The following is a 22,241-nucleotide window of genomic DNA, read 5'->3' as shown; positions in this document are numbered from 1 at the left end:
CTCCGTAAGTACGAAAGATCGGTCGTCCGTTTCTCCCAGGCCATAACCCGACGACAGTGCGCAAGGTTATGACGGCAAACAGCCGAGTTCGATGGAATTAGGGCAGACGAATGACGTATTCGCAGTGACTTCGAAATTCGGGAGAACGACGGCGTGACAAAACGGAACGAATTTCCCCACTCGCCGGAGATTACGAGATCCTTTTACCCGCCCGAAGCCGAGGAGGAACCCGTCAAAATGACCATGCCGCGCGCGGCGGCCGAAACCCAGCATTTTTCCCACTGTTCGGAAAGAGGACATGACGACGCGCGGTCCCATATCGTGGACCGAGTCGTCGTATGTCCTTTGTGGAGGCTCGGGTTCAGAAACCGCGACCGAGTATTTCGTCGATCGCGCGACGCGGGCTGGACGGCACCGCACCGGCGGGATAGCCGAGCCGCATGAGCACCTGCGGGAAACCGGCGAGTTCGAGATCCTCGCACAACGCGGAACGCACTTCGGGCAGGTGCAGCGGCTGGGTCAGCACCGAGCCGACGAGACCTCCGTCGACCGCGTCAAGCCAAGTGCGCTGCACGGCCTGCCCCACGGCCAGGTGGTCGTGGCGAGTGTCGTCGAGGGTCAAGAAGACGAGCAACGTCTCTTCCGTCAGCCGATGGGTCAGGATCACGCTGTCCGGCAACGCCGTCGACGGCCGGACCAAGCCCGCCCAGGGCAGCGAGCCCGGAGGAAGCGCCGTCGCGGCGAGCCCCACACCGTGTCGATGCGAGACCTCGTCCCGGATCGTCCACAGGGCGAGCTCGCGCTGGTATCCGTGGTCGTGCTGATGGGCCTCCGCCGCGAATTCGAGCAGTTCGGCGACGCGAACCAGTTCCAGCTCGTCACGGATCGGCCTGGCTTCGACGCCCGCCGAAGCGGCGGTGTCCGCCAGCTCGCCGATCCGCTGACGCGAGACCGGTCGGCCGGCGAACCGCCGCCGGTGGCTGCGCCGTCGTTCGATGGCCGAGTAGCGGTGCAGATCGTCCGCGGACGGCAACGCACGCTCGCCTGGCGTGACCGACGCGACCACTTCCGGGCGGCCCGGTTCCGGGAAGGCCTCCGTGCGCGGTGCGTAGCCGAGCACACGGACGGCGAGCTCCAGGTTCGTGAGGGCGGCGCCGCAGGAGATCACCCGGTCGCGGCCCAGCGGATCGTGTTCCGGGAGGGTCAGATCACGGCGTTCGATCAACAGGAGCCTGCCGCCGTCGAACTCCAGGATCCACGGCTGGGTGTTGTGCACCGAGGGCGCCCGAAGCAAGGTCCGTGCCAGAACCTCCGTCTCCCCCGTCGACCAGTTCTCTCGTCGCTCCATGCTCCCTGCCCTCCGCGGTGGCGCCGTGCTCGAATCCACCGTGCGCCACCCCGGGTCCGGTGCGCAGGTGCGGACGGCTCCGATCTCCGGGACCAAAGCCCTACGACGCCGGGACGTCCAGACCGCTGTGCCGCCCCGCGTGCCGGAGTAGGTTCGGCAGCACGGCCAGGACCCTGCGGCGGGAGGACGAGCCATGGTGACCAAGGTGTTCCTGGTCGACGATCACGAGATCGTCCGGCGGGGGCTGTCCGATCTGCTCGGCAGCGAGCCGGACATCGAGATCTCCGGCGAAGCCGCGTCGGTCTCCGAAGCGCTCACCCGGATTCCCGCGACCGAAACCGACATCGCGGTGCTGGACGTCCGCCTCCCGGACGGCACCGGCATCGAGCTGTGCCGCGAGCTGCTCTCGACTCGGACCGACCTGCGTTGCCTGATGCTCACGTCCTACGCCGACGACGAGGCCCTGCTCACCGCGATCATGGCGGGCGCTTCCGGCTTCGTCCTGAAACAGGTGCTCGGCAACGACCTCGTCTCGGCGATCAGGACCATCGCCGAAGGCGGCTCACTGCTCGACAGCCGCACCACCGCCGCCCTGATGAACCGCATCCGCCGGGAGCACGACCGCGACGATCCGATCGCCGGGTTGTCCGAGCAGGAACGAGCCGTCTTCGAGCTCATCGGGGAAGGGCTCACCAACCGGGAGATCGGCGAACGGCTCTTCCTGGCGGAGAAGACCATCAAGAACTACGTTTCCCGCATCCTCGGCAAACTCGGCATCCAGCGCCGGACCCAGGCCGCCGTGCTCGCGAACGAGCTCAAGAAGGAAGACCGGCTCCGCCTGTTCGGCGACCGCTAGGCGCTTTCGTGCGACAGCGGGACACGCCACGTGATCCGGGACCCGCCGCCTTCCCTGCCGGTGAACTCGGCGTATCCGCCGCATCGTTCGGCACGCTGCAAGAGGTTGTCGAGCCCGCTGCGTCTGCCGGACGAGGGCAGCCCGACGCCGTCGTCGCTCACCTCGATGGCGAGTTCGGTGCCGGCCTCGACGGTCACGGAGATCTCTTTCGCGCCGGAGTGCCGGATGGCGTTGCTCAACGCCTCACGGACGACGGCCTCGGCGTGCTCGTACACCTCGACCGGCACGAGGGTGTCCACCGCGCCCGCGATCCGGACCGACGGTGTCACGGCCGAAGCCGTCGTCAGTTCCGTGACGATGTCGAGCAGCCGCCGGCGAAGGCCGGCCGACTCCCCCGCTCCCGCGGTGTGCAGGTCGAAGATCGAGGTCCTGATCTCGCGAACGGTCCGGTCGAGTTGTTCGACGGCCTGCGTGACCCGGTTGCGGGCGAAGTCGTCCGGCACTCTCGGCAGGATGCTCTGGAGGCTCATACCGGTGGCGAAAAGCCGCTGGATGACGTGATCGTGAAGGTCCTGCGCGATCCGGTCCCGGTCGGCGAGCACGTCCAGGAGGCGCTGGTTGCGCTGCTTTTCGGCGAACTCGAGCGCCACCGCCGCCTGGTCGCCGAACGACGACAACATCGGGATCTGGTCGGCCTTGAACTGCTGCGTGCCCTTCTCCCGGCTGGCGACCAGCACGCCGCCGACACCCGACGCGCTGGTCAACGGCGCCAGCGCTCCGGGGCCGGAAAGCGCCTTGTCCGCCGAACCGAACACGGTGCCGAGGTCGGCGATGAGACAGGGCTGCCCGCCGGCGAAGATCTCGTCGAGCACGGGATGCTCGCCGGAGACCTGCTTCCCCCGTAGCGGACCCTGCCGTCCGCCGCTCACCGCGGTGACCGTCAACGGCCGCGTTCCCTTCTCGCCGTCTTCGGCGAGGAGGATCATCACCTCGTCGGCACCGGCCAGCTCACGGACGCTCCCGACGATCAGCGCCAGCGTGTCCACGACCGACGCGCCACCGAGCAGCTCGCCGTTGACCTTCGCCACCGCCTCGAGCCATCGCTCCCGGGTCCGGGAGCGCTCGAACAAGCGGGCGTTGTCGATGGCCACGCCCGCGGCCGCCGCGAGTGCCTGCAGGACGACCTCGTCGTCCGCGGTGAATTCGGCGGCTCCGCGTTTCTCGGTCAGGTACAGGTTCCCGAACACCTCGTCCCGCACCCGGACCGGCACACCGACGAAGCTGTGCATGGGCGGATGGTTGGCCGGGAAGCCGACCGAGGCGGGATGCGCCGACAGGTCCGGGACCCGCACCGGCTGCGGATCCTCGATGAGCAGGCCGAGCAGGCCCCTGCCCTCGGGCAGGTGACCCATCGTCTCGCGTACGTCCTGCTCGATGCCGACGTACACGAACTGGGAGAGGCCGTCCTCGTCGCCGAGGACACCCAACGCCCCGTATTGGGCGTCGACCAGCTCGACCGCGGCCTGGACGATGCGCTGCAGGGTCGAATCGAGTTCGAGACCGGTCCCCACCGCGAGAACCGCGTCGAGCAACCCTTGCAGCCGGTCACGGGTCTTGACGATCTCCGAAAGCCGCTCCTGGACCTCGTGCAGCAACTCGTCCAGCCGGAGCCCGGTCAGCACCGCCGCGCTGGGCGGCGGATGCCCGCCCGCCGGTGATGGCTCGGACGCCATCGCCACCTCCTTCCGGATAGGGTGACGACTCGTTCATCGTCCGCACCGGCCTCAGCGTTCCATTCGGCGGACCACCATCACAGGGCATTCCGCGTGCTGGGCCAACGCCTGGCTGGTCGAGCCGAGCAGGAGCCCGGTGAACCCGCCACGACCGCGGCTGCCCACGACCACGAGCCTCGCCTTGGCGCTCCACTCCAGCAGAACCTGCCGCGGCCGGTCACGCACCAGCGAGCGTTCCACCGTGACGTCCGGGTACTTCTCCTGCCAGCCCGCGAGACGTTGCGCGAGCAGCCTGCGCTCATCGTCCTCAATGGACTCCCACTGGCTCACCAGCCGCGCCATCCCGTAGACGTCGTCATAGGTGACGTCCGACCACGCGTGCACGGCGACCAGTGTCGCGGACCGGCGCGAGGCTTCGTCGAAAGCGGCCTCCAGGGCCCGCTCGCTCGTCGGGCTCCCGTCGATCCCGACGACCACCGGCCCCGCGTCGGGCTGATTCGTCGTGCCCTTCCTGCCGCGAAGCACGACCACGGGACAGTGCGCGTGCGCGATCAGCGCGGATGCCGTCGATCCCAGGGTCATCTGCCCGAAGAAGCCCTTGCCCGTCCCGCCGACCACGACCATCGTGGCCGACTTCGACGCGTCGACCAGCGTCGAGACCGGCGAATCCGCGGGCATGAGGGTGTCGACCCGGACACCGGGCGCGGTCGATCCTGCTTCCGTCACGGCCTCTTCGAGAACGCGCCGGCCTTCGCCCGCGAGCACGTCGAACCACGGCACCGGCCCGGCCAGCCCGCCACCGTAGGCCCACTGCTCCACATGCAGGGCATGCACGATCAGCAGCCCCAAACCTCGTTCGGCCGCGACGGCGGCCGCCCATCGCACGGCCGCCCGGCCCGGTTCCGCTCCGTCCACCCCGACGACGATCCGGTTCATCTCTCACCTTCCTGGTAGGTCACTTTCGCTTGGACGACACCGGGGATCCCCTCCGCGATGACCTTCGCGACGTGATGGTCGGTGTCGTTGCCGTATCGGTCCCCGATGCGGACAAGGCCGTCCTCGACGTCGACCGTCCAGCGGCCGGGGCCGCCGTAGATCGCGAGGTGGTGCCGGACGTCGGCGGCGATCGCGCTGTCGGCTCTCGCGAAGGCGCGGACGAAGTCGGCCCTGGTGACGATGCCCACCACAGCCGCACCGTCCACAATGGGCATCGCGCGGGTCTTCCCGTCGAGCAACGCCTTGCCGACCTCGGCGAGGTCCGCCCCGGCGCTCATCGCGGTGGCGGGCGTCGTCATCACCTCCGCCACGGTGGCGCCCGGTGTCCCATGACCGGCGGAACTCCGGGCGAACCGGACGTCTTCGGGGAATCGGTCCCGGATCAGGTCCGCCTCGGTCACCATGCCGATCAAGCGGTCGTCGTCGTCCACCACCGGCAGAGCGGTGAAGCCGTGCTCGGTCAACAGTTCGGCGGCGTGTTTGGCGCTCGTCCCCGCCGTGACGGTGACGACCGGCCTCGTCATCAGATCCCTTGCCCGCATGTCGTTCCCCGTCTCACAGGTCGGCGTCGTCGCTCGGTACAGCGGGCCGGATGACGGCGACAGGGCACTCCGCGTGGGCGATCAACGCCTGGCTCGTCGAGCCCAGAAGCATCCCTTCGAATCCGCCGCGGCCACGGCAGCCGACGACGAGCAGGCCCGCCCGCTTGCCGAGTTCGAGCAGGGCACGGACGGGACGCCCTTGCCGCAGGACGAACTCGACCGGCACCTCCGGGTACTTGTCCCGCCACGGAGCCACTTGCTCTTCGATCGACTTCCGCTCGTCGTCCTCGACCCGATCCGACAGATCGGACCAGGTCCGGACGACGGTCAGCCCGGTGTTTCGCGAATTCGCTTCGTCGAAGCCGAACCCGAGGGCGCCCTCGCTCGCCGGAGAACCATCCGTGCCGACCACGATCCGGTCCTCGTCGCGCCAGGCGCCACGGACCACCACGATCGGACAATGACCGTGTTTGGCGAGCGCGACCGCGGTGGAACCGATCAACGGTCCGGTGAACCCGCCCAGCCCCCGTGATCCCAGCACCAGCATCGTCGCCCTGGTGGACTCCTGGACCAGCGCGGGCACCGCGCTCCACTCCCGGACCGCGGTCTCGACGACCAGGCCCGGAAAGCGGGCCAGCACCGCCTCCCGTACCTGGGACACCCACTCTTCCCCCAGACCGGCGAACCCCGCTCGGATCGTCTCGGCCGGCGGAAGGACACTCGGTACCTTCGCGAGCGGCACGGCGTAGACATGGACGAGCCGGAGCGGCACACCCCGTCGTGAAGCGGCGCCCGCCGCCCAAAGGGCCGCCGTCCTCGCCGAGCGGGATCCGTCGATCCCGGCGACGATCGAACCTTCCGTGGCGATCGGCATCCCCGGCTCCTTTCGAGGTCGGACCCGCTGTCATGGGCCGGTCCCAGTCTCGAATGGCGGCACCGCCCGATCGCAGAGGACGAAGTCCCCCGGCACCTGCTCCCGAGTCCCGGTCGCGTCGCCGACCGGCCCATGAGGAAGGGGCGAAAGTCCCTATGACCGGAGACGGATCAGCCGACCGGCGCGGGGCTGCCCAACCGTCCATCGTGGACTTCGACGATCCGGTCGACCGCGGTCAGATGGGCGCGGTCGTGCGTGACCAGGACGGTGGCGGTGGCCCGCTGACGGGTCAGGCGCGTGATCAGATCGATGACCGCGGCGCCGCGGTCGTGGTCGAGGGCGCTCGTCGGTTCGTCGATCAGCAACACGGTGGGCTCGTTCATCAGCGCACGAGCGATGTTCACCCGCTGCCGTTGGCCGCCGGAGAGCTGGTGCGGGCGACGTCCGGCCTGCGGCCCGAGCCCGACGGCGTCGAGCAGATCCAGGGCCACGCCGCGTGCCGCGGACGGCGAGCGGCCGTCGATCCTGGCCATGACCTGGAGTTGTTCGGCGGCGGTGAGGGCGGGCAGCAGATTGGGTTGCTGGAAGACGATCCCGATCTTGCGGCGGCGTAGCTCGGTGAGTTCACCGCGGCTCAGCCCGGTGGTCTCAGTGCCGTCGATGGTGACGGAACCGTGGTCCGGGGTGATGAGGGTGGCGGCGACGGCGAGCAGGCTGGACTTGCCCGAGCCGGAGGGCCCGGCGACGGCGGTGATCGTGCCCGGCGGGACGTCCAGGGTGACGCCGTCGAGGGCGGTGAGGCGGGAATCGCCATCGGGATAGGTGAGGGTGACATCGGTCAGGTTCAGGCTCATCGGGCACTCCCCAATGCGGTCAGCGGGTCGACGGAGGTGATGCGGCGGACGGAAAGCGCGGCCCCGAGAGCGCCGAGCAGGATCATCACGGCGGCCAGGACCAGCACGGTGGCCGGCGTCAGCAGGAAGGGCACGGCGGATCCGGCGACGACCGCGCCGAGGCCGACGGCCAGTGCGGTGCCGACGGCGGTGCCGCCGACGAGAAGGACGACAGCCTGGCCGAGCGCGTCCTTCAGCAGGAAGGCCGTACTCGCTCCCAGCGCCTTGAGGACGGCGATGTCGCCGCTGCGCTGGATCGTCCAGACGGTGAAGAAGGCGCCGATCACGAGCGCGGAGATGGCGAACAGGAACCCTCGCATCAGTTGCAGCGAGCCGTTTTCCGAGGCGTAGGAGCCGATCGCGGACAACGAGTCGCTCTTCGAGACCGTCTTCGTGCCGGCGGCGAGATCGGTGGCCGCGAGATCGGCGTCGGCAGTGGTGGTCAGCGCGAGCACCGTCGCGCTCGGCTCGCCGCCGGTGGGTGGCACCGTCTTCGCCCAGACGTCGAGGCCTGCCCATACCACCGGGGTGTGGCTGAACCAGGCGTCCCCCGACACGGCGGAGACCGTCAGCTGACGCCCTGCCACGGCGATGACGTCCCCGCTCCGGACACCCAGGTCGTCGGCGGCGGACGTCGACAGCACCACCGAGCCGCGGGTGATGTTCGCGCCGCCCGGGGCGAGCGCCGAACCGGGCCGGACTCCGAAGACGGAGATCCCGGCACTGCGGTTTCCCGCGGTGGCCTTGGTGGTGGAGATGCCCAACGGCTCGGCGCCGGTGACGCCCGGGGATTCGGCCCACTGCCGCCGCTGCGTCTCGGTGATCGCGGAGTTGGCGTAGGAAAGGCTCTGCCCGTCACCAGGAGCGGCGAAGACGATCTTGTCGGCGGGCAGGCCGGTGATCGCGGAAATGTTCTGCTCACCCAGCCCGGCGGTGAGCCCGGACAACAGGCCGACCAGCAGGGTGATCAGCACGACCACGGCTCCCATCAGGGCGAACCGCCCTTTGGCGAATCTCAGATCTCTCCAGGCGACGAACACGGTTCCGGTCTGTCCTCTCCGGCGGGTGGGCTGGTTACCTCTCCACGATCGCGGCCGGAGACCGCGACGACATCTGGCCGGAGATGGCACTTCGCCCGCCGGAAGACGGCACGCCGGTTCTACCTTTGGATAGAGGCGCCCGCCGGTCGCGCTCCGTAATCTGGAGGCACTGTGACCACCGCGCCCCCTTTGACCCCGACCAGCCGGGTGCTGACCTGGTGTCTGCACCTGCTGCTCATCGCCCTGCTCGCACTCGCGGCCGTCCGTGCGGTGGCGAACGGCTCGTCCGACGCGGGAGCGGTCGTCGCGACGGCGTTGGCGTGCGCTGTCGTGTACGCGGCAGGCCCGCTCCTGCCGCGTGTCAGGACGTCCCGGCAGGCCGCCCAGTGGTGGCTGATCGCGGTGGGCGTCGTGTGGCTGGTCCTGCTGGTGCTGACCGCCGACGGCGTCTGGGTCGCCTTCCCGCTGTACTTCCTGCAGTTGCACCTGCTGCCGCGCCGTCAGGGCCTGGTCGCGGTGATCGCGACCGCGTTGGCGGCGATCACCGCGTTCGCCGCCCACCAAGGTTCCTTCGTCCCGGCGGCGGCGATCGGCCCGGCGCTGGGAGCCGCCGTCGCCGTCGCGGTCGTCTGGGGATATCAGGCGCTGTACCGCGAAAGCGAACGACGCCGGAACCTGATCGAGGAACTGACCGCCACCCGCGCCGATCTCGCCGAAGCCCAGCACGCGGCGGGAGTGCTCGCCGAGCGGGAACGGCTGGCCCACGAGATCCACGACACCCTCGCCCAGGGGCTGTCGAGCATTCAACTCCTGTTGCGTGCCGCGGAAAGAACCCTGCCCGACACAGCCGGGAACGCCGCCCGCTACGTCGAACAGGCCCGGCAGGCGGCCGCCGACAACCTGGCCGAAGCCCGCCGCTTCGTCGTCGCGCTGTCCCCGCCGGCGCTCGACGACACCACGCTCACCGACGCGCTGGAACGGTTGTGTGCCACCACCAGCGCCCGGCACCTGATCACCGCACGGTTCCGGTTCACCGGTACGCCCACTCCCCTGCCGACCGCGTACGAGGTCACCCTGCTGCGCATCGGCCAGGCGGCCCTCGCGAACACCGTCCGTCATGCCGACGCGTCCACCGCCGAAATCACCCTGTGCTACCTCGACGAGCACGTCCTCCTCGACGTCGTCGACAACGGTGTCGGCTTCGATCCGGAACACAGCGGCTTCGGTCTGACCGCGATGCGGACCCGAGTCGAAGCCTTGGACGGAACCTTCGCCATCGAGTCCTCCCCCGGTCATGGCACCGAGTTGTCCGTGCGGCTGCCCGTCGAAACCAAGGAACGTCCGTGACCGAACCCGCGATCCGGCTCCTGCTCGCCGACGATCATCCGATCGTCCGGGCGGGCCTCCGCGCCTTGCTGGAAACCGAACCCGGTCTCGTCGTCTCCGCCGAAGCCGCGACCGCGGAGGAAGCGGTGGCCCGCGCGGCTGAAGGCGACATCGACGTCGTGCTGATGGATCTGCGCTTCGGCCCCGGCATGACCGGCGCCGAAGCCACCGCGGTGATCACGGCGCGGCCGGACGCTCCGCGCGTGCTGATCGTCACCACCTACGACACCGACGCCGACACACTGCCCGCCATCGAAGCGGGCGCCACCGGCTATCTCCTCAAGGATGCCCCACCCGAGGAGCTGGTGACCGCCGTGCGTACCGCCGCCGCCGGACGCACCACCCTCGCCCCGACCGTCGCCGACCGGTTGATGAACCGGATGCGGATGCCCACCACCGCGCTGACACTGCGCGAGATCGAAGTCCTGGTCCTGGTCGCCGACGGCCTGTCCAACCGGGCCATCGCGGAACGGCTCCACCTGACCGAAGGCACCGTGAAATCCCACCTCGCGCGCAGCTACACCAAACTCGGCGTCGACTCGCGCACGGCCGCCGTCGCCACCGCGACCGACCTGGGCCTCATCCGCCGTTGACCGCCTGCTGCGGCAGGTTTCGGCTCCGTCCGTGAAGGCCTCCTTGAGGGACTCTGGGTCCCTCAAGGAGGCCTTCACGGACAGGTACTCGTTGATCTACGTCTGACCTGTGCGTGAGCGGGATTCGCTCCGTTCCGGACCGGGGGTCAAGCGTTGTCGATGAAGGATTTGGGACGTTCACTGTCCCAAATCCTTCATCAACGAATCCCTGTGCGGAGGGGCCAGGACGTTCGGCGCCCCGAACCCCTCAGGCTTGATCCATACCAGTGGGTAAGCAAACGAGTCCATCAAGGAGGCCTTCACGGGCCTTCCTGTACCGCAAGCGGAGCAAAGGCTCGGCCGCGTGATGGGGCACGTCTCGTGAGTGGTGAGGACGGTTCTAGCCGTCCCTCGCCACTCACGGAGTCGATCAGCCTCCGAGCACCCCGCTGACCTCGTTCGGCGTTCCCGGGATCGTGCCGGTCGCGGTCTTCGCGCCGGACGCGAGGTCGACCGAGTGGATCTCCTTCTTGCCGGGATCGGTCACGTACGCGGTCCCGCCGCGGACGAAGATCGCCGGGCGCGGCTGCTGCCACTCGATCGGCTCCTGCCAGGTGCCGATGACGGCGATCTTCTTCGTCACCGCACCGCTCACCGGGTCGATCACGTGGATCTGACCGTCGGTGCCCAGCACCAGCGCCTCGCCCTGAGGACCGCGGGCCAGCGAACGGAAGGTGTAGCTGGTCCCGATGTCGACGTGCTTGAGCGTGGCCTTCTCGGTGTCGATCAGGGAAATCCGGGTCGGGCGCTCGAGCTCGGCCGCTTCGTCGACCTTGTAGTCGCCCAAGGTGATCGGAGAGACGTCCGAACCCGCCTGGTTGCCGATACGCCCGTATGCATCCGGGCTGGTCACCTTGGTGATCACACCGTTCCGGTAGATCAGCGCGCCGGTCTGGCAGCCGACCACGATCGCCTCCCCGCGCGCGGCGGCTTCACCGTGCACACCGGGGCACTGCTCGTTGCGCGCGATCTCCTTCTTGTCCTTGTCCAGCACCACGATCCCGGACCGCTTGTCCTTGTTCCCGACGGTGGTCACGAGTTCGCCGTTCTCGAGTTCGACGGCCACGCCGTGATGCGCTTCCGGCGTCTTGTGCTTCGGCGCGGGGAAGGCCGCGGTACCGATCGCCTTCGGGTCGAAGACGGTCACTTCGCCGGTCCCGTCGGCGAACAGCACCGTCTTGCCGGCGTGACGGACGACGTGGCCCGGCTTGGCCGCCTTCACCTCGTTGTCCGTCAGCACGGCGCCGACGGCGTCGAGGACCCGGAATCCGGTGGAGGTCGAGACCATGAGGTGCCGGTCGTTGCCGGCCGGGTTGAGCCGGTTGAAGCCTTCCAGCGGAAGGTTCTTCGCGACCTGCAGGGACTTCCCGTCGAGCAGGACGATTCCGCCGTCATAGGTGACGGCCACCGGATTCGCGACGACGGGAGCCGGAGCCGCGTCCTTCCCGGGGTCCGCCGCCGGCTGTTCGGTCGCGCAGGCGGCGAGTGCGAGGGTGCTCGCCGTCGTCGCCATCAGCGCGAGATATCGGGTCTTCCGTGCCATTTCACTGTGCCTTTCGTCTGTTCCGATCAGGAACGGGTCAAACCGGTGGTGATCGATTCGGTGTTGGCGCGCATCATTTCCAGGTAGGTGGCCGCGCCCTGGCCTGGTTCGCTGAGCGACTCGGAGAACAACGGGGCCACCTGGACGTGCAGCCCCGCCTGCTCGGCCAGTACCCGCGCGAGCCGGTCCGGCTGGGAGGAATCCGCGAAGATCACCGGCACTCCCGCAGCGCGAACGGTGTCGGCGAGGGATTTCAGATCCGACGAACTGGGTGATGCGAGCGTCGTCCCGCCAGGGATCACCGCACCGACTACCTCGAACCCGAACCGCTGGGCCAGGTAGCCGAACACGTGATGGTTCGTCACCAGCTTCCGGCGTTCACGGGGAATCCCGCCGAACTTCTCGGTCATCATGCGGTCCAGCGCTTCGATTTCCCCGCGATAGCGGTCGGCGTTCGCGCGGATGACCGCTTCGTCGACGCCGCCGACGTGGGCGACGACCTCGTCCGCGATCGTCTTCACCGCGTCGCGCACCCGTGCCGGATCCGTCCAGAAATGCGGGTCCGGCTTGTTGTCGGCGTAACTGATCGGGTTCACCCGCTCCCCGGCGGGCAGCGCCGGTACGCCGCTTTCCTCGGCCGTGCGGACGGTGCGCAGCATCCCCTCTTCAAGCCCGAGTCCGTTGTAGACGATCAGGCCCGCCCGCTCGACCTGGGCGGCCTGCTGTGCGGAGATACCGAACGAGTGCGGATCGGCGTTCGGCTTCATCAACACGGTCACTTCGGCCTGATCGCCGACGACGGCGCGGGTGATGTCACCGAGGATGTTCGTCGTGACGACGACCGACTTGCCGCCCCCGCCGCTTCCGGAGCACCCCGCCGCCGCCAGCAACGCCACCGCGACCAGTGCGAGCGCCCGGCGCCTCATCGGCCGGTCTCCACGATGTGGCCCGCCTTGCCGCCGACCTTCAGGGTCCTGGCACGCCGGAGGTTGTCGTTGTAGTCGATCTCGTACACGTCCGCGGACAGCGGGTTGTTGACGTAGGCGCGCGTCAGATCGACCTGGATCGAGGCGGCGGCGGTCGCTTCCGGAGCCAGGAGCGGGATCGCCGTATGTTCCTTTCCGGCGCCGTCGAAGGAGCGCAGCTTCCCGTCGCGGTTGAGGACCAGCAGCGGGCCACCTTCCCCGACGGCGTTCACCGCAGCGACCGGCCCGGTCTCGACGTACTGCCAGCTGCGGCGTCCGACGTCCAGCGACCACACGGCCGACTCGCCCGCCCTGGCGGCCAGCGTGGCGCCACCCGGCCGATGGAAGAAGGCGGTGGCACGTTCCTGAGCGGTGACGCTGCGCGGATACGGGATCTTCACCCCGGCGAACGCGCCGTCCTTTTCGGTCACCAGCAGAGCGCCGTCCGCGCATCCGAAGACGACACCACGCCGGGTCACCGCCTGGCCCCGCAGTTCCGGACACGGCTGGTCGATCTCGGCCACGGCCTTGCCCTGGCGGTCGTGAACCCGCACTCCGCGGGCGAACGGCTTTCCGGCGTCCGCCACCGTGGCGATGATGTGCTCGCCGTACGGGATCGCGACGCCGGCATGCGGCTCACGTGGGATCTTCCCCAGTTCGGCGACCGTCCCCTTGTCCAGCGCGGCACGGTCGAGCAGGGTCGCCGTTCCGTCCGAATAGGACAGTGCCGAGACGGCGGGATCGCTGTAGGCCGCCAAAAGCTGCTTTCCCGGCGCCACCCCGACATCACGGACCTTCGCCCGGTAGTAGTGGACGTGGTCACCGTGATCGACCATCCAGGATCCGCTGTCGATCACCCGGATCGTGCCGTCTCCCGCGGTCAGGTAGCCGAAGCGGCCGTCGCCGGTCACGGCTTGCACACCGTCGACGCGCCCGACTTCGTGGACCTCCTCGGTGATGAGGTCCACGACCCGCACCGCGCCCGTGTCCGAATCGGCGACGATCAGCCGTGACTGCGCCTCGGCCGCTTCCTCGGCGCCTTCGACATAGCCGTGCGGGACTTCCGCGGTCACCTCCTTCGGCTGCTCGCCGCCGCACGCCGCCAAGGTCAGCGCCGCGACGACCGCCGTCACTGCTTTCAGTTTCATCGTGAGCACTCGATCTCCGGTGTCAGGGAACGGAATCGCTGTCGTACGAAGGACAGGAACGCGGAAAGGAAGAACAGGAGGACCGCGGCGGCGGCGATGGTCGCGCCCGCCGCGGTGCCCCAATGCCAGGACACGAGCAGACCGACGACCGTGGCGGCGATGCCGAGCAGCGCCGCGACGAGCATGATCGTGGTGATCCGCCGCGACCAGAAGAGCGCCGCCGCGGCGGGCGCGATGAGCAGGCCGAACACCAGCAGCGTCCCCACGACACGGAACGACGCGACGATCGTGAGCGTGACCAGCCCGAGCAGCACCGCGTTCGCGAGCCGTGGCCGCAGCCCCAGGGTGTGCGCTTTGCGGACGTCGAAGGTGAGCGCGGTGAACGAGCGGTGTCCCACCAGCGCCACCACCCCCACGACGAGCAGGGTGATCGCGAGGCCCACCAGGTCGCCGGAGCCGACGGCGAGCACGTCACCGAACAGGAATCCGGTGAGATCGACGGCGAACGACCGCGAGTGCGACACGATGATCACGCCGCTCGCGAGCATGCCGACGAACAACAGCCCGATCGTGGTGTCCTCGGAAAGCCGCCGCGAACGCCCGAGCGCCGTCACCCCGAGCGCCATCACGCCTGCGCTGATCGCCGCACCGATCAGCAGGTTCACGCCGGTCAGCGAGGCGATCGCCACGCCGGGCAACATGCCGTGCGACATCGCGTCGCCGATGAACGCCATACCGCGCAACACCACCCAGGTGCCCACGACCGCGCACACCGCCGAAACCAGCACTCCCGCCACCAGCGCACGCTGCACGAACGACACCTCGAAGGGGATCAGCAACCACTCCACGCGTCACACTATAGTGGTAATGATTGTCATTATCTGAAAGAGGGTGGGATGACCCCGGACACAACGGCGCTCACGATCGACCGTGCGCACGCCCATTACGGCTCCCGCGAGGTGCTGCGCGGGATCACCGCCCAGGTCCCGTCGGCGCGGCTCACCGCGGTCGCCGGCGCGAACGGCGCGGGCAAGTCGTCGCTGCTCAACCTCGTCGCGGGTGTGCTTCCGCCGACCACCGGTTCGGTGACCCGCCGGGATCCGGGCCGCGTCGCCTACGTGACCCAGCAGAGCGAGGTGTCGCGATCGCTGCCGATCACCGTGCGCGCGACCGTCACGATGGGCCGCTGGGCGCACCGGGGTCATTGGCGACGACTGTCCAAGTCGGACCGAAAGATCGTCGGGGAATGCCTGGAGCTACTGGAGATCACGTCGATCGCGGACCGGCCGATCGGCATGCTGTCCGGAGGGCAGCGGCAACGCGCGCTGGTGGCACAGGGACTCGCCCAGCGATCCGGGTTGCTTCTGCTCGACGAGCCTTCGGCCGGTCTCGACCTGCACGCCCGCCGTTTGATCGACGAAGCCTTGCGCGCCGCACTCGCCGAGGGCACGACGGTTCTGCGGGTCACGCACGATCTCGAGGTGGCGGGCCGGGCCGATCACTGCCTGCTGTTGCAGGACGGCCGCCTAGTCGGTGAAGGCGTGCCCGCTTCCGTGCTGACTCCGGAGCGGGTGGCGGAAGCCTGGGGTCTTCCGACCGGCATTCGGTCAGGAGCCGCCGACGCTCGCTAGGGTGCACCAGTGGAAGCGACGTGGCAGCACCTCGAGCGCCTGAAAACTCGCGTCGGCCTGGAACTCCCGCCCGAGCTGCTCACCTGGTGGGCCGTCATGGACGGCGTCGACGACCAGCGCGATCACGGAGCGGGGAACCGATCCGTGGAGCTGATCCCGAAGGGCTACCTGCCTCTGTCGGTGGCGCGTGCCGAGGAGGAGTACGCCCGACAGTCGCAGTACCCCGACCCTGGCTGTTGCACTCCCGAAGGAACGCACCTCAAACAGGCGGGCGCGAACGGATTCCCGTACTGCACAGCGGTTCTGCCCATCGGCCGGGCCATCGACGGCGGCCTGCTGTGCGTCGATCTCCGGCAGGGCGAGCACCACGGTCGGGTCATGGAGTGGTACGCCAGTGAAGGGATCTACGACTCCGGCTGGGCGAGCGTCACCGAGATCCTCGACGAGATCGCCGAGCGGCTCGACGACGGTGAACCGCCGGCGGGCGCGGTGTGACGTGACACTCCCCTGACGGTGGGAACGAAATCACCCTGGGTCACCACCTAGGCTGCCAGGACGTCCGACCGTCAGTGAGGAATCGCGTATGCCAGCCGCCGAAGCAGCGGAAACGCGCCGCCGCTATCGGCCAGAGTTGCAGGGACTGCGCGCCCTCGCGGCGCTACTGGTCGTGGTCTACCACGTGTGGCTGGGCCGGATCTCCGGCGGCGTCGACGTCTTCTTCCTGATCTCCGGGTTCCTGATCACCGGCCAGTTGGTGCGGGCCGCCGGCCGCGGCCGGATCGCGTTCCGGCCGCTGTGGGGCCGGATGGTCAAGCGGTTGTTCCCCGCCGCGCTGACCGTTCTGCTCGCGGTGCTCTTCCTGGGGATGTGGCTGCTGCCGCAGGATCGCTGGTTCCAGACCATCAAGGAGGTCTTCGCGGCCGCGCTCTACGTCGAGAACTGGCGGCTGGCGGCGGATTCGGTCGACTACTTCGCCCAGCACAACACGGCGAGTGTCGTTCAGCACTACTGGTCGCTGTCCATTCAGGGGCAGTTCTATCTCGTGTGGCCGCTGCTGATCGGGCTCGTGGCGTTCGCCGCCACCCGGCTGCGCCGTTCCCTGACCGGCTCGGTCGCGATCACTCTCGGTGTGCTGTTCGCCGTCTCGCTGGCGTTCTCCATCCGGCTCACCGCGACGAACCAGCCGCTGGCCTACTTCCACTCCCTCACCCGGGTCTGGGAGTTCGCCCTCGGCGGGTTGCTCGCGCTGGCCATCGACCGTTTCGTCCTGCCTCGGCTCGTCCGGATCCTGCTGGGCTGGATCGGCGTGGCCGGGCTCGTGACCTGCGGGATGATCCTGGACGTGGGCGAGGTCTTCCCCGGCTGGGCGGCCTTGTGGCCGACCGTCTCCGCCGCGCTCGTGATCGTCGCCGGCGCGACCGGCAGCCGTGCGGGCGCGGATCGGTTCCTGTCGTCCCGGCCGCTGGTGTACCTCGGCAACCTCAGCTACGCGCTGTACTTGTGGCACTGGCCGGTGTTGCTGTTCTACCTGGTCGCCCGGCATCGCGAAGCCGTCGGACCGCTCGGCGGGGCGGTGGTGATCGGGGTGTCCCTGGTCTTGGCGGCCGCCACCTACCGGTTCATCGAAGAACCGGTGCGGAAGTCCTCGATCGGCGAGCGGACGCCGTGGGGTGCGTACCGATTCGCCGTGCTCGCGATGCTCCCGGTGCTCCTGGTCGCCGGAACCTGGCAGGTGGTGAGCACCAAGAAGGCCGACTTCACCATCGCGCTCGACGACGAAAACCATCCCGGCGCGATGGCCCGTGACCCGGAAGCGCCGAAGAAGACCGTCCCCGGCAAGGAAGCGCTACCGCCGCTGATCGCCGTCCCGAACGACTGGGGCGGTATCCCCGACGCGCGGTGCACCCCGTCCCGGTTCGACCAGATCCTCGAAGTCTGCACCTCTCGGCCGGAGGGTGCCCCGGCTAAGACGATCGTCGCCGTCGGTGACTCCCATATGCAGCAATACCTGGCGGCGATCAAACCGATGGCGGAGAAGAACGGCTACCAGGTCACGTTCATGCTCAAGGGGGCTTGCCCGTTCTCCACGACGTCGGACGTGATGCCGGGCGACCCGGGATGCCTCGCGTGGAATTCCGCGGCACAGAAGGAAATCCTGGCGATGCGACCGGACGCCGTCGTGGCACTGTCCACTCGGGACGTCCGGGTCGGCCCCACCGAGAAGACCCCGCAGGGGTTCGTCGACCAGTGGAAGGTCCTCGATCGCGCGGGGATCCCGGTGGTGGCGATCCGCGATAGCCCCCGCCCCGGCTTCTCCCCGCCCACCTGCATCGACACTCACGGAATCAAAGCACCGGAATGCACCGTGCCGCGGAACAAGCTGCTAGCCGAGCCGCCGTACGCGAAGCTGAAGGACGTACCCGAGAACGTCTCCTTTCTCGACTTCAGCGACTACTTCTGCGGACGGGGACTCTGCCGTCCGGTCGTGGGGAACGTGCTGGTGTACATGGACGACAACCACGTCACGGCCAGCTTCATGACCACCCTTTCCCCGGTGCTGGAACGAGGAATGATCAGCGCGCTCAGCTGGTGATCACAGACCGAGCAGCGTCTTGACGGCCTCGCGCGCCTGACGGGCAGGCGACGGGTCGCCACTGATCCCCGCCGTCACGATCGCCCCTTCGGCGAGCAGGTACACCGGTTCCGTGACCGGCCGTCCGGTGGCCCGCACCCAGTTGTCGATCTGCTCGTGGAACGCCTGCTTGTGGGCCCGCACCTCGGCCAGCACTGCCGCGGACGACGGGCCGAACTCGCCGTGGGCGTTGATCCAGGCGCAGCCGCGGAAGCCGGGTTCGGCGAACCAGCCGGCGAGCCAGTCGAAGATCGCGAGCACACGCTCCCTGGGATCCTGGACTTCCTCCACTCGAGCGGCCAGGCTGCCCCGCCAGCGCTGATCACGGCGTTTGAGCATCGCCACCACGAGGTCTTCCTTGGCTTCGAAGAACCGGTAGATCCGCTTGAGCGAGAGGCCGGACGCCGCACGGACCTGATCCATGCCGACCGCCTGGATGCCGTTCTCGTAGAAGAGTTTCTCGGCGGCATCGAGCAGGGCTTCGCGGTCCACGCGGTTCTGCTCGTCGGTGACGGCGGCCGGCATCGGTACTCCCTTGACGTCGAGAACGGTCGTTCCCTATCGTAGGCGTCAGACGTAGAGAACGCACGTTCTCAACACGAGGAGGTTCGACATGACGGAAGATCGCCCGCCCTACCCACCGTTCACCCGGGAGACGGCGCTGCGGAAAGTCCAAGCGGCGGAGGACGCCTGGAACACCCGCGATCCCCGGAAGGTGGCGTCGGCGTACACGCCGGACTCCGTTTGGCGGAACCGCGACACCTTCGTCCAGGGCCGGGAGGAGATCGCCGCGTTCCTGACGGCGAAGTGGGAACGAGAGCTGGACTACGCGCTGCGCAAGAATCTCTGGACGTTCACCGAGAACCGGATCGCCGTCCGGTTCCAGTACGAATGGCACGACCAGGCCGGACAGTGGTGGCGCAGCTACGGCAACGAGCTCTGGGAGTTCGACGAGCACGGCCTCATGAGCCGCCGCGAGGCGAGCATCAACGACGTCGCCATCTCCGAGACCGAGCGACGCATCTTCGGCCCGCGCCCTCAGGAGGAACACGGCGAGGAGTTCCCGCTCCGCTAGTCCACGATCGCTGAGATCTCCCACAGCCCCAAGGACTTGTCGGCGTAGGCGCCGCCCTCTTCGGTGCACCCCTCGACCAGTACGGCCAGCGGTTCGGGGAACCCGAATGGTTCCCGGCACAGGTTCAGCGGCCGCCAGTCTCCGGTCACGATGTCGTTGTTGGTGGCCAGTTCGGTGAACGTCGTGGTCAGCAGGTATCGGGAGCCGCTCCGCCGGAGGTTGCGCAACGCCCGCTCGATGTCGGCGAAACTGAGATGTACCAAGCAATCCCGGCACAGCACGAGATCGGCCTTCGGCAGCGGGTCGGCGGTCAGATCGAGCACCTGGAACTCGTGGACCGGATCGCCCCGGAACCGCTCCGCGTTCAGCTCGATGAGATCGGGCACGATGTCCGCACCGACGTAGCGGTCGAGGTCGAGATCCACCTCGCTGAGCCAGCCGTAGTCGCCACACGGAAGATCGAGCAGCGTCCGACCCCCGAAGCGATCGAGGAGCAGAGGCAACTGATCGCTCAGCTCCCGTGTTTGGACGGACTCGGAGCCGGGCCCGGAGGCCGACGAGGAACTCCACAAGCGGGAGCGGAAGATGTAGGTGAAACGATCCTGGGTCCCCATGCTCTCCAGCTCGCCGGCGACCCTCCGGAAGTTGCGCTGCGCCGTGGTGATCGGTCGTTCGTCCACTTCCGCATCGTAGATGACCTTGTGAGTGGTAAGGACGGTTGGAGCGGATCGGTCTCGGAGTTCGATGACAGCGCAGTCTCTCCGTGGCACGGTCGAGTGGGGAGGATTTGGGACGCCCAACGTCCCGAATCCTCCCCACTCGACGACAGCGGCTCGACCACGCCGGCAGGTAAGCAAGTACAGGTCCATCAGAACCCGAAACGCCACTCACGAGGCACTGGGAGCAGCTGATGAGCGATTGGGATTCCGAACGAGAACGGCTGCTCGAGGCGAGCGAGGACACCTTGGCCAAGACGGCGTTGACGAACGTCGTGCGTGAGTATCCGCACCACGAAAGTCACTGGCACCTCGAAGGCGTCCCTATCCTCTCCCCGCGGCTGGCGCATCCGTGCTCCTACGGCAGTTTCGATTGGCATTCGTGCGTCGAGATGTTCTGGGTGCTCGTACGCTTGCTTCGCCATCACAGCGACCTCGTGCCCGCCGACGAGATCCGCAGCATCCTCGACGAACACTTGACCATCGACGCACTCGCGGGCGAGGTCGCTTTCTTCACCCCAGAGGAACACCGCACCACCCAGCGCCCCTACGGCTGGTCGGCGTTGCTGGAGCTCACCTTCGAAACCGCCACCTGGGACGACCCGGACGCCGCGCGTTGGTCGACGGGGCTGCGAGAGTTGAGTGCGATCTTCGTGACCCGCTACCTCGGCTGGCTGCCCAAGGCCACTTACCCGATCCGGTACGGGGTGCATGACAACGGCGCGTTCGGGTTGTCCCGCGCCCTGCCGTACGCGCGCCATCTCTCCGAGCACGGCGACCCGCGGCTGCACCAAGTTCTCACCGAGACCGCCTGGCGCTGGTTCGGGTCCGACCACGACTACCCCGGCTCGTGGGAACCTTCCGGGGCCGACTTCCTGTCCCCCGCCCTCGCCGAAGCCGAACTCATGTCCCGCCTGCTTCCCGCGGCCGAGTTCGCCGATTGGCTGGGCGGTTTCCTGCCCGGCGTCGCGGAACGGAAACCCGCGACACTCTTCGCGCCGGTGACCGTGTCCGACACCTCCGACGGACTGCTCGCCCATCTGCACGGCCTCAACCTGCACCGAGCCTGGTGCTGGCACCGGCTCGCGCGCGCCCTTCCCGACGATGACGAGCGAATCCCCGCCATACTCGAAACCACGCGCGCTCACACCCAGGCCTCATTCACACAGGCGACCGGTGGTGCCTACATGGTCGAACACTTCCTCGCCTACTACGCACTCCTACTGCTCAGCTGAGCGCCCACCCGTTCAGACCAGTCACTCGCTGTTGGTAAGCCGAGCGGGTCGGCCACGGGCGACCAAGCGCCTGAACGAGTGAACCCAACGTGAGCATGACTGCTCGAATCTCGGCGAGCTTGACCGAAGTTCGACCGTACTCGACAGTTGCGATCAGCATTTCGCATCTTGCGAAAAGGGCGCGCACGCAGGGGAAGATCTTGGTCGTCACCTGCGAAGAGAACCGCAGCTGCACTTTCACGTCGGCGCCGGGAAAGGCAAGTTGCCGAGCTGTCGGCGGCGCTGGTCCATTCGGCCCTACCCGCTACTTTTAGTAGTTTTCCGGGTCACCCAGACCGTTGAGCGACGCGTGCATACCGTTCAGCGCGACACACGCTGTACTACTGAACGGTCACAGTCCGCTTTCGCCAAGATGTCCTCAGCCGCACCGGTCAAGAACCGGTAACGCACGCGTGGCCCCCTGCTGTCACAGGAGGCCACGCGGATGTCCATTCGCAAGCTCGCTAGAACAAGGACAGGACGGTCGTGACCATACAGCCTGATAACGCGAAGACACCAGACAACGGACCGCCCCAACGGGTCAAGGTCGTCATCGAACACGTCGAAAAGCCGGCTCGGCGAGTCGCGACGTCCGCGGAGATGATCCGCGCGGCGCGGCCGCTGCTGAGGACGCCGGGACGCCACCGCAAAGTGCAGAGCCGCGACAGCTGGCTCTGCCTCGCGATGGCGGTCCTCGCCGGCTGGGCACCGACCTTGCGGATGTGCCTTCTGCTGACGGTCGGCGGCGCCATCGTCGTCGGCGTCGTCGAGATCAGCACTCCGAAAGTCGGGGTGTCGGCGGGGACCAGCATCGGTCTCCTGACTCTTTTCGGCGCCTGGATTGTCAAGTCCCGACAAGGTAAATCGCGGCGAGAGCCGAGTCTGTAAACGAATTCCGCCCCGTGCCCGCCTCGTCGCGGGCACGGGGCGCGGCAATGTCGGAAAATCTCCACGCCC

22 protein-coding genes are annotated in these 22,241 nt (G+C 68.3%); 9 read left to right on the top strand and 13 right to left on the bottom strand.

The window, feature by feature from the left end; all coding sequences use genetic code 11:
* Nucleotides 1-361: 361 nt before the first annotated feature.
* Nucleotides 362-1,348, bottom strand: a complete 987-nt coding sequence (locus AJAP_RS18505; RefSeq protein WP_038513354.1) for an Acg family FMN-binding oxidoreductase — start codon at nucleotides 1,346-1,348, stop codon at nucleotides 362-364.
* A gap of 193 nt (nucleotides 1,349-1,541) precedes the next feature.
* On the opposite strand from AJAP_RS18505, the gene AJAP_RS18500 reads away from it, so the two are divergent.
* Nucleotides 1,542-2,204: a response regulator transcription factor gene (locus tag AJAP_RS18500; protein ID WP_038513352.1), complete on the top strand. Its 663-nt coding sequence runs from the start codon at nucleotides 1,542-1,544 to the stop codon at nucleotides 2,202-2,204.
* Here the strand turns inward: AJAP_RS18500 and AJAP_RS18495 are convergent.
* The 6 genes from AJAP_RS18495 to AJAP_RS18470 all read right to left on the bottom strand — a co-directional run bounded on the left by AJAP_RS18495 (nucleotide 2,201) and on the right by AJAP_RS18470 (nucleotide 8,282).
* Nucleotides 2,201-3,937: a sensor histidine kinase gene (locus tag AJAP_RS18495; protein ID WP_038513348.1), complete on the bottom strand. Its 1,737-nt coding sequence runs from the start codon at nucleotides 3,935-3,937 to the stop codon at nucleotides 2,201-2,203. The genes AJAP_RS18500 and AJAP_RS18495 overlap by 4 nt on opposite strands.
* A gap of 51 nt (nucleotides 3,938-3,988) precedes the next feature.
* On the bottom strand, nucleotides 3,989-4,873 hold the full coding sequence (locus AJAP_RS18490; RefSeq protein ID WP_038513346.1) for a universal stress protein: 885 nt from the start codon (nucleotides 4,871-4,873) through the stop codon (nucleotides 3,989-3,991).
* Complete coding sequence (locus AJAP_RS18485) at nucleotides 4,870-5,475, bottom strand: CBS domain-containing protein (RefSeq protein WP_038513343.1); 606 nt, start codon at nucleotides 5,473-5,475, stop codon at nucleotides 4,870-4,872. Before AJAP_RS18485 ends, AJAP_RS18490 begins: the two co-directional genes overlap by 4 nt.
* A 13-nt stretch (nucleotides 5,476-5,488) precedes the next feature.
* Nucleotides 5,489-6,349 (bottom strand): universal stress protein, encoded by an 861-nt coding sequence (locus AJAP_RS18480; RefSeq protein WP_038513340.1) that lies wholly within the window; start codon nucleotides 6,347-6,349, stop codon nucleotides 5,489-5,491.
* A 170-nt stretch (nucleotides 6,350-6,519) separates the two neighbouring features.
* Nucleotides 6,520-7,203 carry an ABC transporter ATP-binding protein gene (locus AJAP_RS18475; RefSeq protein WP_038513338.1) on the bottom strand — a complete coding sequence of 228 codons (684 nt, stop codon included), beginning with the start codon at nucleotides 7,201-7,203 and terminating at the stop codon, nucleotides 6,520-6,522.
* On the bottom strand, nucleotides 7,200-8,282 hold the full coding sequence (locus AJAP_RS18470) for an ABC transporter permease (RefSeq protein ID WP_038513336.1): 1,083 nt from the start codon (nucleotides 8,280-8,282) through the stop codon (nucleotides 7,200-7,202). Before AJAP_RS18470 ends, AJAP_RS18475 begins: the two co-directional genes overlap by 4 nt.
* A gap of 171 nt (nucleotides 8,283-8,453) precedes the next feature.
* On the opposite strand from AJAP_RS18470, the gene AJAP_RS18465 reads away from it, so the two are divergent.
* Together AJAP_RS18465 and AJAP_RS18460 are read left to right on the top strand one after the other, a co-directional pair.
* Complete coding sequence (locus AJAP_RS18465) at nucleotides 8,454-9,629, top strand: sensor histidine kinase (protein WP_038513333.1); 1,176 nt, start codon at nucleotides 8,454-8,456, stop codon at nucleotides 9,627-9,629.
* Nucleotides 9,626-10,261 carry a response regulator gene (locus AJAP_RS18460; RefSeq protein WP_038513331.1) on the top strand — a complete coding sequence of 212 codons (636 nt, stop codon included), beginning with the start codon at nucleotides 9,626-9,628 and terminating at the stop codon, nucleotides 10,259-10,261. Before AJAP_RS18465 ends, AJAP_RS18460 begins: the two co-directional genes overlap by 4 nt.
* A 409-nt stretch (nucleotides 10,262-10,670) precedes the next feature.
* Here the strand turns inward: AJAP_RS18460 and aztD are convergent, their stop codons facing one another.
* From aztD to aztB, 4 genes are read right to left on the bottom strand one after another with little or no spacing between them, the layout of a single operon-like run.
* Nucleotides 10,671-11,843, bottom strand: a complete 1,173-nt coding sequence (gene aztD / locus AJAP_RS18455; protein WP_038513328.1) for a zinc metallochaperone AztD — start codon at nucleotides 11,841-11,843, stop codon at nucleotides 10,671-10,673.
* 26 nt (nucleotides 11,844-11,869) lie between these two features.
* On the bottom strand, nucleotides 11,870-12,769 hold the full coding sequence (gene aztC, locus AJAP_RS18450; RefSeq protein WP_038513325.1) for a zinc ABC transporter substrate-binding protein AztC: 900 nt from the start codon (nucleotides 12,767-12,769) through the stop codon (nucleotides 11,870-11,872).
* Nucleotides 12,766-13,956, bottom strand: a complete 1,191-nt coding sequence (locus AJAP_RS18445) for a WD40 repeat domain-containing protein (RefSeq protein ID WP_038523356.1) — start codon at nucleotides 13,954-13,956, stop codon at nucleotides 12,766-12,768. The genes aztC and AJAP_RS18445 overlap by 4 nt, the downstream gene beginning before the upstream one ends.
* Nucleotides 13,953-14,804, bottom strand: coding sequence for a zinc ABC transporter permease AztB (gene aztB / locus AJAP_RS18440; protein WP_038513323.1), 852 nt, complete (start codon nucleotides 14,802-14,804; stop codon nucleotides 13,953-13,955). The genes AJAP_RS18445 and aztB overlap by 4 nt, the downstream gene beginning before the upstream one ends.
* Before the next feature lie 48 nt (nucleotides 14,805-14,852).
* On the opposite strand from aztB, the gene aztA reads away from it, so the two are divergent.
* From aztA to AJAP_RS18425, 3 genes are all read left to right on the top strand, one after another.
* The gene (aztA, locus tag AJAP_RS18435; protein ID WP_038513320.1) at nucleotides 14,853-15,587 is read left to right on the top strand and encodes a zinc ABC transporter ATP-binding protein AztA; all 735 of its coding nucleotides are present in this window, start codon (nucleotides 14,853-14,855) and stop codon (nucleotides 15,585-15,587) included.
* 9 nt (nucleotides 15,588-15,596) lie between these two features.
* A complete protein-coding gene (locus AJAP_RS18430) occupies nucleotides 15,597-16,082 on the top strand; it encodes an SMI1/KNR4 family protein (RefSeq protein ID WP_038513318.1) in 486 nt (161 codons plus the stop codon).
* An 88-nt stretch (nucleotides 16,083-16,170) separates the two neighbouring features.
* Complete coding sequence (locus AJAP_RS18425) at nucleotides 16,171-18,180, top strand: acyltransferase family protein (RefSeq protein WP_038513315.1); 2,010 nt, start codon at nucleotides 16,171-16,173, stop codon at nucleotides 18,178-18,180.
* On the opposite strand, the gene AJAP_RS18420 is transcribed toward AJAP_RS18425, so the two are convergent.
* Complete coding sequence (locus AJAP_RS18420) at nucleotides 18,181-18,744, bottom strand: TetR/AcrR family transcriptional regulator (RefSeq protein ID WP_038513313.1); 564 nt, start codon at nucleotides 18,742-18,744, stop codon at nucleotides 18,181-18,183. It lies immediately after the preceding gene.
* Nucleotides 18,745-18,832: 88 nt separating this feature from the next.
* Between AJAP_RS18420 and AJAP_RS18415 the strand changes: the two genes are divergently transcribed.
* Entirely contained in the window at nucleotides 18,833-19,294 is a 462-nt protein-coding gene (locus AJAP_RS18415; protein ID WP_038513311.1) for a nuclear transport factor 2 family protein, read from the top strand.
* Here the strand turns inward: AJAP_RS18415 and AJAP_RS18410 are convergent.
* A complete protein-coding gene (locus AJAP_RS18410; RefSeq protein WP_038513309.1) occupies nucleotides 19,291-19,974 on the bottom strand; it encodes a class I SAM-dependent methyltransferase in 684 nt (227 codons plus the stop codon). The two genes, AJAP_RS18415 and AJAP_RS18410, sit on opposite strands and share 4 nt — an antisense overlap.
* A 230-nt stretch (nucleotides 19,975-20,204) precedes the next feature.
* Here AJAP_RS18410 and AJAP_RS18405 point away from each other — a divergent pair, with 230 nt between their 5' ends.
* Both AJAP_RS18405 and AJAP_RS18400 read left to right on the top strand, forming a co-directional pair.
* On the top strand, nucleotides 20,205-21,245 hold the full coding sequence (locus AJAP_RS18405) for a DUF2891 domain-containing protein (RefSeq protein ID WP_038513307.1): 1,041 nt from the start codon (nucleotides 20,205-20,207) through the stop codon (nucleotides 21,243-21,245).
* Between the two features lie 525 nt (nucleotides 21,246-21,770).
* Nucleotides 21,771-22,172 carry a hypothetical protein gene (locus tag AJAP_RS18400; RefSeq protein WP_228694976.1) on the top strand — a complete coding sequence of 134 codons (402 nt, stop codon included), beginning with the start codon at nucleotides 21,771-21,773 and terminating at the stop codon, nucleotides 22,170-22,172.
* The last annotated feature ends 69 nt before the right edge of the window (nucleotides 22,173-22,241 follow it).

The organism is Amycolatopsis japonica (assembly GCF_000732925.1).
Classification (GTDB): Bacteria; Actinomycetota; Actinomycetes; order Mycobacteriales; family Pseudonocardiaceae; genus Amycolatopsis; species Amycolatopsis japonica.
This window is presented reverse-complemented; position numbering and strand designations above follow the sequence as displayed.

Bases quoted from the DNA above. Each gene is read 5' to 3' on its own strand.
- AJAP_RS18475 (WP_038513338.1), bottom strand. From the start codon at position 7,203: ATGAGCCTGAACCTGACCGATGTCACCCTCACCTATCCCGATGGCGAT.
- aztD (WP_038513328.1), bottom strand. From the start codon at position 11,843: ATGGCACGGAAGACCCGATATCTCGCGCTGATGGCGACGACGGCGAGC.
- AJAP_RS18490 (WP_038513346.1), bottom strand. From the start codon at position 4,873: ATGAACCGGATCGTCGTCGGGGTGGACGGAGCGGAACCGGGCCGGGCG.
- AJAP_RS18425 (WP_038513315.1), top strand. From the start codon at position 16,171: ATGCCAGCCGCCGAAGCAGCGGAAACGCGCCGCCGCTATCGGCCAGAG.
- AJAP_RS18405 (WP_038513307.1), top strand. From the start codon at position 20,205: ATGAGCGATTGGGATTCCGAACGAGAACGGCTGCTCGAGGCGAGCGAG.
- AJAP_RS18495 (WP_038513348.1), bottom strand. From the start codon at position 3,937: ATGGCGTCCGAGCCATCACCGGCGGGCGGGCATCCGCCGCCCAGCGCG.
- AJAP_RS18480 (WP_038513340.1), bottom strand. From the start codon at position 6,349: ATGCCGATCGCCACGGAAGGTTCGATCGTCGCCGGGATCGACGGATCC.
- AJAP_RS18445 (WP_038523356.1), bottom strand. From the start codon at position 13,956: ATGAAACTGAAAGCAGTGACGGCGGTCGTCGCGGCGCTGACCTTGGCG.
- AJAP_RS18500 (WP_038513352.1), top strand. From the start codon at position 1,542: ATGGTGACCAAGGTGTTCCTGGTCGACGATCACGAGATCGTCCGGCGG.
- aztC (WP_038513325.1), bottom strand. From the start codon at position 12,769: ATGAGGCGCCGGGCGCTCGCACTGGTCGCGGTGGCGTTGCTGGCGGCG.
- AJAP_RS18415 (WP_038513311.1), top strand. From the start codon at position 18,833: ATGACGGAAGATCGCCCGCCCTACCCACCGTTCACCCGGGAGACGGCG.
- aztA (WP_038513320.1), top strand. From the start codon at position 14,853: ATGACCCCGGACACAACGGCGCTCACGATCGACCGTGCGCACGCCCAT.
- AJAP_RS18420 (WP_038513313.1), bottom strand. From the start codon at position 18,744: ATGCCGGCCGCCGTCACCGACGAGCAGAACCGCGTGGACCGCGAAGCC.
- AJAP_RS18485 (WP_038513343.1), bottom strand. From the start codon at position 5,475: ATGCGGGCAAGGGATCTGATGACGAGGCCGGTCGTCACCGTCACGGCG.
- AJAP_RS18505 (WP_038513354.1), bottom strand. From the start codon at position 1,348: ATGGAGCGACGAGAGAACTGGTCGACGGGGGAGACGGAGGTTCTGGCA.